Here is a 13,735-nt window from a genome sequence, read left to right as displayed (position 1 = left end):
CATTCGCCAAGATAATTTGATCAAAAGTTTGAGGCGCTCCACCGGCGGCCCCCGTCTTGCAGGAGAAAACCCTGCGGTGTGTGGCACCGAGTGCGCCCCGTATGATCCAGCGTTCCCCAAAAAAATGGCTCCCGAAGGAGCCATTCTGCAATCAGCGGATCAGGTTGATCTTCAGCCTGGTGCGGCTGCGCCGCTCTTGCGGCAGATGCCGGTTCAGCTGTTTGTTCACAAAACCGAACACCGAGATAACAACCAGTGTCAGCAGAATGAAGTAGAAGGCCAGGATCGGGTAGGGGACAAAGGGGTTAAAGGTCTTGTCCGCGAAATAGCTGGCGTAGTACAGCGCATCGCCCTTTTGCTGCCAGGCCGGAAAGCCAGAAAAGAACACCAGCGTGGTGGCGTGGAACAGGAAGATCGCCTCGTTGGTGTAGGCAGGCCAGGCCAGCCGCATCATGGTCGGGAAGGTGATGCGGCGGAACCGGGTCCAGCCGGTCATGCCATAGGCGTCCGCAGCCTCGATATCGCCCTTGGGGATCGACAAAAGCGCGCCATAGAAGATCTCGCCCGAATAAGCCGCGGTGTTGAAGAACAGCACAACCAGCGCGCCCAGCCAGGCCGAGGTGAACGGATCAAAGAAGCTGGAAACGCTTTTAAGGCTGAGAAAGCAGGCGTAGGCAAAGAAGAACTGGATGAACAGCGGGCTGCCGCGGAACACGAAGATGAACCACTCGGCCGGCTTGCGGAACAGCGGGTTGGGGCTGGATTTTCCAACTGCCAGGGCCACCGCCAGGAAAAAGCCGGTCATCAGGGCAATGATGCCGAAATAGATATTCCAGATCATGCCGGAGCCGATCAGGGTGAAGTGCTCGCACAGGGTGTATTCGCCCTTGGGCAGCAGCCGTTCGCCAAAGCCCAGGGAACGGAAGGCATAGGCCTGGATGGTTTCAACGCAACTCATGCCGCGGCCTTTCTTTGTGCTTCGCCTGCTGCGGTTGCCTGGCCCTTGGTCAGACGCTTCATGATCCGGTCCAAGGCGACTTCGGACAGTTTGGTAAAGCACAGGTAGAACACCAGCAGCGCAGCAAAATACCAGACATGCCAGTTCGGATGCGGGTAGTCGGTGAACCTGGCGGTCTTGGTGCCGCCCAGCTCCCGCGCCCAATAAACGATGTCCTCGACCCCCAGCAGGAACAAAAGCGGCGTAGCCTTGATCAGCACCATCCACAGGTTTGACAGGCCCGGCAGCGCATAGACCCACATCTGCGGCACCAGAATGCGCCAGAAGGCCTGTCGGCTGGTCATGCCATAGGCCTCGGCGGTTTCGATCTGCGCCCGCGGCACGGCGCGCATGGCGCCAAACAGGACGTTGGCAGCAAAGGCGCCAAACACGATCGAGAAGGTCAGAACCGCCAGAAAGAAGCCGTAGGTTTCATGCACCCATTGCGGCGCGGTGGACAGCGGCAGTTTCGCCGCGTCGCAGACCACAAAGTCGATACCCTGCCGGACTGGTTCGTCCCACTCCGGGCATTTCACCTTGTGGCGCATCCACTCGAACGCCTGATCCAGCGCGATAACGAAGAACAGGAAGAAGGCAATATCGGGCACGCCGCGTACAATGCTGGTATAGCCCATGCCGAACCAGCGCAGCGGCAGGAATTTGGAACGGGCGGCACTGGCAGCGCCAAATCCGAACATCAGCGCAACCGGGGCGGTAATGGCCAGCAGGGTCAGGACCACAAAGACCGAGATATATAGGTTCAAATGCTTGCCGGTGGTCAGGTAGCAGCTGAGCCAGCTCAACCCCTCAAGCGTCGATGGGTCCGTGCAATAGGAAAACATAAGTGGGCCTGTCTTTCTCTGTTCACGCCCGGCGCGCGGCACCGGATGAGAATGAATGAGGCCCGCGCGCCGCGGCGGCGGGCCTGCAGATCCTGAAGCAGGATCAGATTACCACTGGGAGGAAACTTCCCATTTGGCGATCAGTTCGTTCAGCGTGCCGTCGTCTTTCATGGTCTGGATCGCCGCGTCGAAGGTGCCGCGCAGCTCGGCGTCGGATTCACGGAAGCCCATGCCAACGCCGCCGCCCAGTGCTTCGGATTTCTCCAGCATCACCAGATCGTCGCCCACAACCGTGTCGAGGAAGCTTTTGTCAGCCAGAACCGCGTCAGCTTCACCGTTGCGCACGGCTGCGACAGTTTCTTCCGGGGTGGCGAATTCAACCAGGGTCCAGCCCTGCTCGGCAACAAAGGCGGCCTGAATGGTGGTCGCCTGGGCCGCAATCACGCCGCTTGTCAGGTCAACGTCTGCCGACTGGGCCACATAAGCGGACGGATCCGGCGGCGTGTAGGGCTGTGTGAAATCAATGACTTCGTCGCGCTCGTCGGTGATCGACATACCGGCGATGATGGTGTCGTAGTTGCCGGAAACCAGGTTCGGAATGATCGAATCCCAGTCGTTTTTAACCCATTCGCAGGTCAGTTCGGCACGCTTGCACAGCTCATCGCCCAGCTCGCGCTCAAAGCCGTCGATCTCGCCCGCGTCATTGACGAAGTTCCACGGTGCATAGGCACCCTCGGTGCCCAGGCGCACGGTGTCCGCCAGGCCCATGCCTGCGGTCAGCGCCAGGGCGGCGGTGCCAAGGATCAATGATTTCATGTATTTACTCCCGTTCTGTTTGGTTTTTGGGTCTGTTTGTTATTGCTTATTGGCCGTGCCGGGTCGAGGACAGGAACGCCCTCAGCCGCGGTGAGCGGGTGTTGCCGAACAATTCGTCCGGCGAACCTTCTTCTTCGATCAGCCCCTGGTGCAGGAACACGATGTGGCTGGAAACATCCGCCGCCATGTTCATGTCATGGGTCACGATCAGCATGGTGCGGCCCTCGGCGGCGAGGTCCTTGATCACCTTGACGACTTCCTGCTCCAGCTCGGGATCGAGCGCAGAGGTGGGCTCGTCGAACAGCAGTGCTTCGGGTTCCATGCACAGGCCCCGGGCGATGGCAGCGCGCTGCTGCTGGCCGCCCGACAGCTGCGCCGGGTAGACATCGCATTTGTCGCCGATGCCGACCTTGGCCAGATAGTGGCGGGCTTTTTCTTCGACCTCAGAACGGTCGCGGCCCAGCACTGTGACCGGCGCCTCCATCACATTCTGCAGGATGGTCATATGGGCCCACAGGTTGAATTGCTGGAACACCATCGACAGATTGGTTCGGATGCGCAGAACCTGTTTGGCGTCCGCCGGGCGGCGGTTCAATCCCTGGCCGGACCAGGTGATCGGCTCATCCTTGAACCGGATTTCGCCTTGCTGGCTGTCTTCCAGCAGGTTGCAGCAGCGCAGCAGGGTAGACTTGCCTGATCCCGAAGACCCGATCAGCGAGACCACGTCGCCCTTGTGGGCGGTGATATCAACGCCTTTGATCACTTCCAGCTCGCCATAGGATTTATGCAGGCCGCGGATTTGCAGAACGGGCGAAGTATCGGTCAAGGTGTCTTTGTCCCTGTAAGTGGAAATTCGTTCTTATTGGACCGAAAAAAAGACCGAATGCAACGTTCAAACCGCACAAGCCGGCGCCGCAGGCGCCGAAATGACCGGATGAGCCGCCATTTCGGAAGCGGGCGCTGCGTCAGTTACGCAGCACGGATGCGCTGTTCGGTCAGCACGGGGCCGGGCGGTGTCGGCACCGCCAGGTAGTCGCTGGGAGCAAACTGCACCAGCCCTTTCAGATGCAACAGTGTCTTGGTGTCTTCGTCCAGCGCGCGGATTGCAGCTTCGATGGCAGTAAACAGCGGCTGCGGGTCCTGGTTCAGGGCGGTGATGTAGGGCAGGGTCGGGGTTGGCTCAGTGCGTTCAATTTCGGTCAGCCCTTCGGCGAACCCGTCGTGCGTCTTGACCAATTCCCAGGTCAGCGCGTCCAGGGCCGCAAAATCGGCCCGGCCCTCGGCAACGGCTTGCGCCGACAGGCTGTGGCCGCCGGTCTCCAGCAGCGCACCTGGCAGGATGCTGCGGTCGTGCAGATGAACCATCGGTGCGGCCCAGCCGGATTGCGACAGCCCTTCATTAAAAGCAAAGCGGCGCCCGGAAAAGGCAGACAGCGGCCGACCCGCGTCCGTGCTGCGGGCAATAAAGACGCTGTTGTAATAGCCTGGCCGGCAGCCCGGCAGGCCGTAGTCCGGGGTACCCGCCAGCTCCACCTCGCCATATAGCCGGGTGCGGTACGGGCAGCCGCAGGTCTGTGACAGCAGCAGCTCCGGCGATTTCCAGACCTCCCAGAAATCGGCGCCACGGGTCAGCTGTTCCGGCCCGTGGCCCAGTTGCGCGCGGATCAATGCCCAGAACCGGTCGTTGGCCGCAGCCGTTTCCGGACGGTCGTACATTCCAAGATGAGCAATCATAAACCAGCCTCTGCCCGTTTGCGCGCCATTGCGCTGTCCACATCCGAAACTCCCAGCAGACTGGCGGACAGCCGCAGCAGAGCATCTTCATTTGCATCGCGGTGGCCATCGGCCAGGGCCACCTGCCACAGCGCTTCAATCACACCCGTGCGGTCCTCATAAGCCACGGCGTCCTTGATCGCGCGGGTGAAGCGCACAGTGTCAGGCGCCTCGGCCTCCATCGCTTCAGCCTGTTCGCGCAGTATCAGAGCCCCGCCGGTGTCCAGGCGGTAGCGGGTGCACAGGATCCGGTCGATCCGGTCCTTTTCCACCTCGGAATAATTGTGGTCCGAGCGGGCAATCCGAACCAGCAAGGCGGTCAGGGCAAGCCGCGCGCCCTCATCATCCAGCGGCGCGGGCGCAGGGTCCAGCAATCGCTGCAGGAGTTCCTTGAACATCAGGTTTCCTCCACTGTGCCGCTGAATTTCCCGACCGCGCGGGCGCGGGCTTTCTGGCTGTCGGCATAAGACAGCCCCATCGCTTTGCGGGCTTCTTCGACGATGGTGACTTCGCCCGCGTGCTCGTTGCCGTCGGCCAGCACCACTTCCCACAGCGCGTCCATCGCGGCGAGCCGTTCCTCCAGCCCGGTGGTCTCGCGGATCAGCCGCCCGAAGGTGTCGGTTTCCGGCGCCGCGGCATGCAGCTTTTCGCAGGTGGCGCGCACCTTGGCGGCCTCGATTGCGTTGTGCTGGTAGAGCCGGGCAAGGATCCGGTCGATCAGGCTGATTTCCTCCAGCTGATAATCGCGGTCGGACTGCGCCACCCGCACCAGCAGGGCACCCAGTGCCAATTCGGCATCCGGGTCCGGCAATCCCGGGCGCTCAGTCGGGCGGAACGCTTGGAAGAATTTCTTAAGCAGGGGCATCAGCAGACCTCGGTCAAAGCGGCTGGGCGGGCGGGTTAATCGCCGTACCCTTCTATGATTTGCATATCACCCGACGAGACCAGATCGCGAAAGGCCTTGGCGTCCTGATAAGCCATGGAATCATAGCAGGCTTTTGCAGTTTCGAAATCCTTGAATTCAAGGACAACAGTGCGCGATCGGAACGCGCCTTCGCGCACCTCGCGCTCGCCGCCGCGTATCAGGAACTTTGCACCGAACTCGGCCAGCACCGGCCTGGCTGCAGTCTTATAGTTCTCATAGCGCTCCATGTCCTGCACATCCACATGGGCCACCCAGTATCCTTTGGGCATGGGCTGCAGCCTCCCTTCTTTTTATGGTTGAGTGCAGGCTGATACAAAAGCGCGGCAATGACAATGGGGCGGTTGTTAAGAATTTCCCCGTTCCGCCGAAAGTGCGCCTGGTTCAAGGGCTTGCCGCGGAATGCAAAACGCCCGCCGGAGAGGGCGGGCGTTTGAAACATGCTTAACAGCCGGTTCAGCCGATCTCCGCCAGGCGCGCCAGGGCTTCTTTGATCTTGGCTTCCTCTTCCTCGCGCAGGCGGAGGTTCTCGCGTGCTTCGGCAACCACATCTTCCGGGGCCGAGGCCGCGAACTTCGGGTTGTTCAGCCGCCCGCGCAGCCCTCCCAATTCCTTGGCGAGCTTGCCCAGGGTTTTCTCCAGCCGCGCCTTTTCGGCATCGACGTCGATCACATCCGCCAGCGGCAGGCCAAAGGCGGCGCCGGGGGCAGCAACAGAAGCGCAGCCCTTGGGGAAGCTCTCCACCTGCTCCAACGATGTGATGCGGGCCAGTTTCTGGATCATCGCCTCGTTCTTCTCCCAGGCGGAACGCGCCTGATCGGAGAATTCGGTCACCACCATCGGAATCTTGGCGCCAGCGGGCACATGCATTTGCGCGCGGGTGGAGCGGATGTTCTCAATCGCGGTGATCACCCAGTTCATTTCGGCATCCGCATCGGCATTGACCAGCTCGGTGCCATAGGTTGGCCAGTCTTCATGCACCAGCATGTTTTCGCGCTTGGCGGTGTTGCCCCACAGCTCCTCGGTGATGAAGGGCATGATCGGGTGCAGCAGGATCATGCACTGATCCAGCACCCAGCCCAGCGTCTGACGGGTCTCAGTGATCACCGCCTCATCCTCGGAGGTGAACAGCGGTTTCGACAGCTCAATGTACCAGTCGCAGACCTTGCCCCAGGTAAAGGCATAAAGCGCATTGGCCGCGTCGTTGAAACGGTAGGCCTCCAGCGCTGCGTCCACTTCGACCCGCACCTTGGCGGTCTCACCAATGATCCACTGGTTTACGGCTGCCTTGGCATCCGGGCAGTCATAGGCCGGGGTGTTTTCATCATAGACGTTGTTGAAATGGGCAAAGTTCACCGCATTCCACAGCTTGGTGCCAAAGTTCCGGTAGCCCTTGAGGCGTTCCATATCCAGCTTCAGCACGCCGCCAAGCGCCGCCATCGCGGCAGAGGAGAAGCGCAGCGCGTCGGCGCCGAACTCGTCAATGATCTCCAGTGGATCGACCACGTTGCCAGTGGATTTCGACATCTTCTTGCCCTTGGCGTCGCGCACCAGCCCGTGCAGGTAGACAGTGTCGAACGGGATCTGGTCGACGACCGCCAGTTGCATCATCATCATCCGGGCAACCCAGAAGAACAGAATGTCCTGACCGGTGACCAGCGTCGAGGTCGGGAAGTATTTCTGCATCTCGGCGGTGTCTTCCGGCCAGCCCAGAGTGCCAATCGGCCAGAGACCGGAGGAGAACCAGGTGTCAAGCACATCGGGGTCGCGTTTTAGCGGGACCATAGGCATCGGGCGTGCGGTGGAGGCGCTATCGGTGTCCAAAACGAAGCCGTGCAAGTACAGCTTGTCCCCGATTTCGGCCAACTTGGCATGTTGCTCCCCATAGTATGCGTAGGCACGCTCAAAAAGCTCTTCTTCGCTTGCTGCACAGAACGCGACCGGGTTGTCGAAGTTGTACCGCCAGCGGGTCTCGTACTCTTCTTCGTCGAAGTCTTTCCTACCTGGCCAATCGATTGGCCCTTCGTCGGTCTCCAGCGAAGGCTCAGGATACTTTTTGACGAGGTAGGGTTCGTCCAAGATTTCAACGCTAGGCCCGTACCAAACCGGGATTTGATGGCCCCACCACAGCTGGCGCGAGATGCACCAGGGCTCGATGTTCTCCAGCCAGTGGTAATAGGTCTTCTCGCCGCTTTCCGGCAGGATCTTTACGTCACCATTGCGCACGGCATCCAGCGCCGGGCCGACAACCTTTTCCGCGTCCACAAACCACTGGTCGGTCAGCATCGGCTCGATCACAACCTTGGAACGGTCGCCAAAGGGCTGCATGATCGGCTTGTTCTCGACGTAAGGCTCTTGCATTTCAACGTCTTCACCGGTCTCGGGATCGGTCTTGGTGACGGTCTGCATCACCGCCAGGCCTTCGCTGGTGATCTGCTCTACCACCAGTTTGCGCGCCTCGAACCGGTCCAGACCGCGCAGGTCGTCCGGCACCAGATTGATGGCGTCGGCTTCGTTTTCAGACAGTGTCTTCTCACCCTTGGCCACGGCCACGGCCATGGCGAGGGTGGCGGCAGCGTCATAGCTTTCGCCGTCAGCCCGCATCTGGCCGCGCATATCCATCAGCCGGTACATCGGAATTCGTGCGCGCTTGGCGACCTGATAGTCGTTAAAGTCATGCGCGCCAGTGATCTTCACCGCGCCGGAGCCAAAGTCCTTGTCCGGGTATTCGTCCGTAATGATCGGGATCAGGCGGCGCTGTCCCTTGGGGCCGACCGGGATTTCACACAGCATGCCAACGATTGGCGCGTAACGTTCGTCTGAGGGATGCACGGCCACCGCGCCGTCGCCCAGCATGGTCTCGGGCCGGGTGGTGGCGATGGAGATGTAATTGCGTTCCTCGCGGAAGGTCACTTTGCCTTCTTCATCTTTCTCCAAATACTCATATGTCGCTCCATTTGCGAGCAGGTACTTGAAGTGCCACATATGGCCCGCGACTTCCAGGTTCTCGACTTCAAGGTCAGAGATCGCAGTCTCGAAATGCGGGTCCCAGTTGACCAGCCGCTTGCCGCGGTAGATCAGCCCCTTGTTGTACATTTCCACAAAGACCTTGATCACGGCGTCGTGGAAGTTGGAGGAGTTCTCGTGGCCGGTGCGGGTGTCGCCATGCGCCCCCGCCATGGTAAAGGCGGTGCGGGAGAAATCGCAGGACGCGCCGAGGCGTTTCAGCTGCTCAACAATGGTGCCGCCGGATTTCTCTTTCCACTCCCAGACTTTCTCCAGGAATTTCTCGCGGCCCAGTTCGCGGCGGGAGGGCTGCTGGGTCTTGGCCAGTTCCCGCTCGACCACCATTTGGGTGGCGATACCCGCATGGTCGGTGCCGGGCTGCCAAAGGGTGTCGAACCCCTGCATACGCTTCCAGCGGATCAGGATATCCTGAAGCGTGTTGTTGAAGGCATGGCCCATGTGCAGAACACCGGTCACATTCGGCGGCGGGATCATGATGCAATAGGCGGAGGCCTCCGGCTTGGCATTGGCGCCGGCCTTGAAACAGCCCGCTTCTTCCCAGGCCTTGTAAAGGCGGCTTTCGGCTTCCGCCGCGTTGAACGTCTTTTCCATCGCCATCGCTGTGATCCCTCATGCAAGTGGCCGATCAATTACCCAATGGCGGCAGGAAGGGGAAGGCGGATTTTCCCGCAAGTGTCCCGTCTGCGGCTGGCAGAGCGCCATTGGGTATTTAAGACCAGAAAGAAGCGGTAAGATTTCGTTAACTGGAATCACGGCACTCTTCTTATGCGGTACAGGCTGGGGAGCCGATGACCGCACCAGGAAGAAGCTGCCCTCGCTCCTGGCAGGATTATCCCTTGGCGGACGGACGGCCAGCGGGCAAGGGCGCTTCGCTTGCTGCTTCTTTCTGGTCTCAAATACCCAAATTCCGCGCCGGAGGCGCTAAAGCCAGCGCGCGCGCCTTGGGCGCGCTCAGCTTTGCTCCGGTTACAGCTTATCCAATTTACAGCTTGTCCAGTGCTTCGAGCAGTTTCTCCAGCTCGCCTTCGTGCATGAAGATCGCCTGCGCCTTATAAGGGAACTTCCTGGCGCAGACTTCCGATTGGAATTCCTGCAACGCCTCTACCCACTCCCGGTACATCTGCTTATGCGGCCGGCCCAGGCCGCCGCACCAATGGCTGAGCGACGGCATCAGACCCATATGCACCTGCACCGGGATGCCTCTCTTGGCGACGATTTCGACCACGCCCTATGAGCGGTTGGTGAAATACATGCCGGAGCCGATTTCCATGCAAGTGATGGCGTGGCGCATAATCTCGTTCTTGGTGATGAATTGCCTCTAATTCATCGCGGTGTCGGCAAAGCGGCCCGGTGCGGTTGCGCGCGCCATGTCCAGATGCACGTTCCACAGAGTCTGGAGATCGATGCCCGCATTAACGCAGGCCTGGTTTCCGGTCTCGTTGGCCGGGTTGCACATGGTCAAACGTACACCGGTTTTCTTCAGGCCGATCAGATCCTTGACGATGTCTTTGCGGTGCGCCGGGCGGCGGCCGAAGGTGTAGATACCCTTCCTCGTTTTTCCCTGTCTTCAAATAGGGAAGCCGGGCCGCCCGTTTTGAATTCCGGGTGCCCGACTGTGCGTGCTGTGGTGCGCAGTTACTCTGACGCCCAGATCTTGCGGCGGCGTTCCTTGACCATTTCGTTGCCTGCATCGGTGCCATCGTGGAAAGTGTTGAACCACTCGTCCCAGGGCGTCTCCCAGGTGCCGTAGTTGCAGTCGAAGAACCGGTGGTGCAGCTGGTGGAAGAAATCGCCAACCAGGAACTTGGCCTTGTTGCCGAATTTCACATGCTCAAACCCGGCGTGCGAGGTTGGCGCGCCGATGCCATGGTGGAACAGCAGGAAGACCGCCAGAACCGGGTGCGAGGGCAGCAGGAAGAAAATCATGGTATCGAACATCAGAAAGAAGCTTTCCACCGGGTGCATTGCCAGGCCGGACCACGGGCCGGTATTGATGTTTCGGTGATGCCATGCGTGCACCTTGGTATAAAGCACGCCCACGTGCAGCAGCCGGTGCAGCCAGTAAAAGTGGAAGCCTGCCCAGACCGGGATGAAGATGGTCATCAGGATCATGGTGACGGGGTTGCTTTCCAGTGTGATCATCGTGATCCAGCCGTTTGCATAGGCATAAAGGATGAAGCTCTCCCAGAAGGTCCAGAAGGCAAGCGCCGGGCCAAGGGTCCAGAACATGTTGTCCCAGACCTGGTTCTTGAAGGTGAACACCTTAGCGCCTTTCATCATCGGGCGCATGTCATAGCGGTAGTCGTCGTTTTGCGTGCGGAACCTCCACAACGCCAAGTGCAGCCCGCCGGCCACAACCATCAGAATGCAGAAGTTGCGCAGCCAGATCTCAAACACCCAGTCCCAGCTGAGCGTGGCAATCCGGTCCAGTGACGGGGTGAAGAAATTCCAGGTGACAATGGCAAGGACAAGAAGAAATGCCCGCAGTGCCAGCGGGTTCCAGCTTTGCAGCAGATATCTGATCGAGGCCATCGGCCGTAGTGGCCAGTCCCAATAGGGGGAAGTCTGGATCGGCAGCTGGGGGGTGAAATTCCATATCTTGCGTTTGGGGCGCGGTGTGCTGGCGGGACGTGTCATGTCTCGTCTCTCATGTGGTTTTTGGAGGAGCGGCCGTAGCCGCGGCTGTTCGCTGCTGAGAACCCTAGTCCGGGCCGAGGCAATCCCAGCACGGTATGTCTTGCCGGTCAGGCTAAGTTCTGCTTAGCCTTTGTGCATGACGGCCCGGATACCCTCACTCAACTGGCTGCGCGTGTTTGAAGCGGCAGCGCGCACCGAAAGCTTTGCCCGTGCGGCAGCCCAGCTGAACATGTCGGCGGCTGCAGTCAGCCAGCAGGTGAAAGCACTGGAGGCGCAGCTGGGCACACCGCTGTTTCACCGCCACGCCCAGGCGGTGACATTGACTGAGGCCGGGCGGGCCTATCTGCCGTCGGTGCAGCAATCGCTGCTGATGCTGGAAACAGCCACGACCGGCCTGTTCGGCGAAAGCCGCGAGCAGCGGCTGTTTGTGCAGTCGGTGCTGCTGTTTGCCCATGGGGTGCTGGCGCGGGGGCTGCCGCAGTTCCAGGCGGTGCACAGCCAAATCAACCTGGCGCTCAGCACCGGCAATATGGCGGCGGATTTTGCCAACCGGTTCACCGATTTGCAGATCGTATTCGGCAACCCGTCACTGTTTGGCACCGAAGGGGACGAGCTGTTGCGCGAGGTGCTGTATCCGGTGGCTCCGCCAGAGATTGCGGCTCAGGTCCGGACACCGCAGGATCTGTTCCGCTTTCCGCTGATTGAAGTCTCGACCCATCGGGCCAGCTGGGTGCAGCTGTTCGGGGCCTTGCGGCTCTCGCACGGGCAGGCGCGTTATTTCTTTGCCGACAACTCCCTGATGGCGGCAGAACTCTCAGCGCAGGGTATGGGGATTGCGCTGGCGCGCGCACCTGCGTCGGACGCGGCGGTCAGCGCAAGCGGGCTGGTGCGCTGCCTGCCGGAGGTCGCGGTGCCGGGGCAGGAGGCTTATCACCTGATCTATCCCGACCGCGGCGCCCTGCGCCCGGCAGCACGGCTGTTCCGGGACTGGCTGCTGGAGTATGTGAGGACCGGCTGACCTTTACTGCCCGGTCCGGTCCAGTTTTGTTGCCAGATGGATCAGGCTCTCAGAGGAGCGCACACCACGGGCCTCGGCGATGTGGTCGATAGTGTTGTCAAGCTCGGTCGTGCTTTGCGCCACCACCTGAGCCAGCAGATCAAACCGTCCTGAGGTTGTGTGTACAACCTCAACCCCAGGCAGGCTGCGCAGGCGGGCAAGAACTTCCGGGCCCGAGCGCGGCTCAATCGACATCAGCACCGTGGCTTGCAGCGGCGGGCGGGAGGCGGCGGAGGATTTAAGCGTATAGCCCGTGATCACACCGGTTGTTTCCAGCCGTTCTATCCGCGCCTGTACCGTGGTGCGGGCCAGCCCCAGATGCCGGGCAAGTTCCGCCACTGGACGGCGGGCGTTTTCCCGCAACAGGGTGACAAGACGCTGATCGGTATCGTCGGTTTGCATGTTGTTCCTACGATATGACGTCAATTCTCGTCACTATAGAAAAAGTGACGAGCGGAATCGACGGGAATTTGTCGGAAAATATGCAAAATAAACGAGGCTTTTCCTGATGCAGCAAATTCCACCGCTTTGGCTTTCCCCTGAATCCCACCTGGCGCGCAGCGCACCGGATCACCCGATCCTGTATTTCTCGCCGCGGGTATTGCACGAGGTGGCATGGCGGTTCCGTGAAGGGTTTCCAGGGCTGGTGACCTATGCGGTGAAGGCCAACCCGCACCCTGCCGTGCTGTCCAATCTGGTGGCGGCGGGGATCACTGCATTTGATGTCGCTTCGCCTGCGGAAATGGCTGCAGTGCGTGCTGCCAGCCCAGATGCGGTGATGCATTACAACAACCCGATGCGCTCCACTGCCGAAGTCGCGGCGGGCATCGAACATGGTGTCGCCAGCTGGTCGGTGGATGAGCTGAGCGAGTTGGAGAAACTGGCCGCAGTGCCGCGCTCTTGCGAGATTGCGGTGCGCTTTGCCTTGCCGGTGGCCGGTGCGGCCTATGATTTTGGCAGCAAGTTCGGCGCAGCCCCGGAAGAAGCGATAGAACTGCTGAAACAGGTGGCGGCGGAGGGGTGGACACCTGCGCTGTGTTTCCATCCGGGCACCCAGTGCGAGGATGAAAGCGCATGGGTGGAATATGTTCACGCTGCCAAGCGGATTGTGGACGCGGCAGGGGTGAAGATCGCCCGTCTCAATGCGGGCGGCGGCTTTGCGGCCAACCGGGATGGTGTGGCGCCGGATCTGGAGAAGGTCTTTGCCGCCATTTCCAAAGCCGCGGACACGGCATTTGGCACAGACAAGCCCACGCTGATCTGCGAGCCGGGCCGGGCGATGGTCTCCGAAAGCTTTACCTTGGCGGCCCGCATAAAGGGGATGCGCAAAGGCGGTGAGGTGGTGTTCCTGAATGACGGCATCTATGGCGGGTTGGTGGATATCCGCGACATGGGGCTGCCGGGCCGGGTGGAAGTTGTCGGGGGGGATGGCGCCCATCGCACGGGCGCGCGCAAGCCGCGTGTGGTGTTCGGGCCCACCTGTGACAGTCTGGACCGTTTGCCGGACGGGCTGCCGCTGCCCTGTGATGCCGTGACCGGCGACTATGTGCTGTTCCCGGGGCTGGGCGCCTATTCTTCCGCCATGAGCACGCAATTCAACGGCTATGGCCTGTCTGACGTGGCGACGGTGATCGAGCTGTCTGGACAAGCCGCCCGCTGAGGTT

The 13,735-nt window shown here is 60.7% G+C and carries 15 protein-coding genes; 2 read left to right on the top strand and 13 right to left on the bottom strand.

Annotation, left to right across the window (positions count from 1 at the left end; genetic code table 11):
* Nucleotides 1-151: 151 nt before the first annotated feature.
* The 12 genes from ETW24_RS11970 to ETW24_RS11920 all read right to left on the bottom strand — a co-directional run bounded on the left by ETW24_RS11970 (nt 152) and on the right by ETW24_RS11920 (nt 11,014).
* Entirely contained in the window at nt 152-958 is an 807-nt protein-coding gene (locus ETW24_RS11970) for an ABC transporter permease (RefSeq protein ID WP_129371263.1), read from the bottom strand.
* Nucleotides 955-1,839 (bottom strand): ABC transporter permease, encoded by an 885-nt coding sequence (locus tag ETW24_RS11965; protein WP_129371262.1) that lies wholly within the window; start codon nt 1,837-1,839, stop codon nt 955-957. The genes ETW24_RS11970 and ETW24_RS11965 overlap by 4 nt, the downstream gene beginning before the upstream one ends.
* A 108-nt stretch (nt 1,840-1,947) precedes the next feature.
* Complete coding sequence (locus tag ETW24_RS11960; RefSeq protein WP_129371261.1) at nt 1,948-2,655, bottom strand: transporter substrate-binding domain-containing protein; 708 nt, start codon at nt 2,653-2,655, stop codon at nt 1,948-1,950.
* A gap of 46 nt (nt 2,656-2,701) precedes the next feature.
* Complete coding sequence (locus ETW24_RS11955; protein ID WP_129371260.1) at nt 2,702-3,481, bottom strand: ABC transporter ATP-binding protein; 780 nt, start codon at nt 3,479-3,481, stop codon at nt 2,702-2,704.
* Nucleotides 3,482-3,624: 143 nt separating this feature from the next.
* Nucleotides 3,625-4,389: a phosphate/phosphite/phosphonate ABC transporter substrate-binding protein gene (locus tag ETW24_RS11950; protein WP_129371259.1), complete on the bottom strand. Its 765-nt coding sequence runs from the start codon at nt 4,387-4,389 to the stop codon at nt 3,625-3,627.
* A complete protein-coding gene (locus ETW24_RS11945; protein WP_129371258.1) occupies nt 4,386-4,826 on the bottom strand; it encodes a TerB family tellurite resistance protein in 441 nt (146 codons plus the stop codon). The genes ETW24_RS11950 and ETW24_RS11945 overlap by 4 nt, the downstream gene beginning before the upstream one ends.
* Nucleotides 4,826-5,287: a TerB family tellurite resistance protein gene (locus ETW24_RS11940; RefSeq protein WP_129372921.1), complete on the bottom strand. Its 462-nt coding sequence runs from the start codon at nt 5,285-5,287 to the stop codon at nt 4,826-4,828. The genes ETW24_RS11945 and ETW24_RS11940 overlap by 1 nt, the downstream gene beginning before the upstream one ends.
* A 41-nt stretch (nt 5,288-5,328) precedes the next feature.
* The gene (locus ETW24_RS11935) at nt 5,329-5,622 is read right to left on the bottom strand and encodes a DUF1330 domain-containing protein (protein ID WP_129371257.1); all 294 of its coding nucleotides are present in this window, start codon (nt 5,620-5,622) and stop codon (nt 5,329-5,331) included.
* Nucleotides 5,623-5,806: 184 nt separating this feature from the next.
* Nucleotides 5,807-8,974, bottom strand: coding sequence for a valine--tRNA ligase (locus ETW24_RS11930; RefSeq protein WP_129371256.1), 3,168 nt, complete (start codon nt 8,972-8,974; stop codon nt 5,807-5,809).
* Between the two features lie 385 nt (nt 8,975-9,359).
* Nucleotides 9,360-9,602 (bottom strand): hypothetical protein, encoded by a 243-nt coding sequence (locus ETW24_RS11925; RefSeq protein WP_129371255.1) that lies wholly within the window; start codon nt 9,600-9,602, stop codon nt 9,360-9,362.
* Between the two features lie 93 nt (nt 9,603-9,695).
* Complete coding sequence (locus ETW24_RS24285; RefSeq protein WP_164982740.1) at nt 9,696-9,833, bottom strand: hypothetical protein; 138 nt, start codon at nt 9,831-9,833, stop codon at nt 9,696-9,698.
* Nucleotides 9,834-10,012: 179 nt separating this feature from the next.
* Nucleotides 10,013-11,014, bottom strand: coding sequence for a sterol desaturase family protein (locus ETW24_RS11920; RefSeq protein WP_129371254.1), 1,002 nt, complete (start codon nt 11,012-11,014; stop codon nt 10,013-10,015).
* A gap of 136 nt (nt 11,015-11,150) precedes the next feature.
* Here ETW24_RS11920 and ETW24_RS11915 point away from each other — a divergent pair, with 136 nt between their 5' ends.
* Nucleotides 11,151-12,032 carry a LysR family transcriptional regulator gene (locus tag ETW24_RS11915; RefSeq protein WP_129371253.1) on the top strand — a complete coding sequence of 294 codons (882 nt, stop codon included), beginning with the start codon at nt 11,151-11,153 and terminating at the stop codon, nt 12,030-12,032.
* A 3-nt stretch (nt 12,033-12,035) separates the two neighbouring features.
* On the opposite strand, the gene ETW24_RS11910 is transcribed toward ETW24_RS11915, so the two are convergent.
* Nucleotides 12,036-12,473: an Lrp/AsnC family transcriptional regulator gene (locus tag ETW24_RS11910; protein ID WP_027259373.1), complete on the bottom strand. Its 438-nt coding sequence runs from the start codon at nt 12,471-12,473 to the stop codon at nt 12,036-12,038.
* 106 nt (nt 12,474-12,579) lie between these two features.
* Here ETW24_RS11910 and ETW24_RS11905 point away from each other — a divergent pair, with 106 nt between their 5' ends.
* Complete coding sequence (locus ETW24_RS11905; protein WP_129371252.1) at nt 12,580-13,731, top strand: type III PLP-dependent enzyme; 1,152 nt, start codon at nt 12,580-12,582, stop codon at nt 13,729-13,731.
* Nucleotides 13,732-13,735 lie beyond the last annotated feature (4 nt).

The sequence above is a fragment of the Leisingera sp. NJS204 genome, from assembly GCF_004123675.1.
Taxonomy (GTDB): Bacteria; Pseudomonadota; Alphaproteobacteria; order Rhodobacterales; family Rhodobacteraceae; genus Leisingera.
Note: the sequence above shows the minus strand (reverse complement) of the source record. Positions and strands in the feature narration are given on the sequence as shown.

Excerpts from the sequence above, each read along its gene's own strand:
- ETW24_RS11915 (WP_129371253.1), top strand. The coding sequence starts at position 11,151 with ATGACGGCCCGGATACCCTCACTCAACTGGCTGCGCGTGTTTGAAGCG.
- ETW24_RS11950 (WP_129371259.1), bottom strand. The coding sequence starts at position 4,389 with ATGATTGCTCATCTTGGAATGTACGACCGTCCGGAAACGGCTGCGGCC.
- ETW24_RS11910 (WP_027259373.1), bottom strand. The coding sequence starts at position 12,473 with ATGCAAACCGACGATACCGATCAGCGTCTTGTCACCCTGTTGCGGGAA.
- ETW24_RS24285 (WP_164982740.1), bottom strand. The coding sequence starts at position 9,833 with ATGTGCAACCCGGCCAACGAGACCGGAAACCAGGCCTGCGTTAATGCG.
- ETW24_RS11935 (WP_129371257.1), bottom strand. The coding sequence starts at position 5,622 with ATGCCCAAAGGATACTGGGTGGCCCATGTGGATGTGCAGGACATGGAG.
- ETW24_RS11920 (WP_129371254.1), bottom strand. The coding sequence starts at position 11,014 with ATGACACGTCCCGCCAGCACACCGCGCCCCAAACGCAAGATATGGAAT.
- ETW24_RS11945 (WP_129371258.1), bottom strand. The coding sequence starts at position 4,826 with ATGTTCAAGGAACTCCTGCAGCGATTGCTGGACCCTGCGCCCGCGCCG.
- ETW24_RS11905 (WP_129371252.1), top strand. The coding sequence starts at position 12,580 with ATGCAGCAAATTCCACCGCTTTGGCTTTCCCCTGAATCCCACCTGGCG.
- ETW24_RS11970 (WP_129371263.1), bottom strand. The coding sequence starts at position 958 with ATGAGTTGCGTTGAAACCATCCAGGCCTATGCCTTCCGTTCCCTGGGC.
- ETW24_RS11960 (WP_129371261.1), bottom strand. The coding sequence starts at position 2,655 with ATGAAATCATTGATCCTTGGCACCGCCGCCCTGGCGCTGACCGCAGGC.
- ETW24_RS11930 (WP_129371256.1), bottom strand. The coding sequence starts at position 8,974 with ATGGCGATGGAAAAGACGTTCAACGCGGCGGAAGCCGAAAGCCGCCTT.
- ETW24_RS11965 (WP_129371262.1), bottom strand. The coding sequence starts at position 1,839 with ATGTTTTCCTATTGCACGGACCCATCGACGCTTGAGGGGTTGAGCTGG.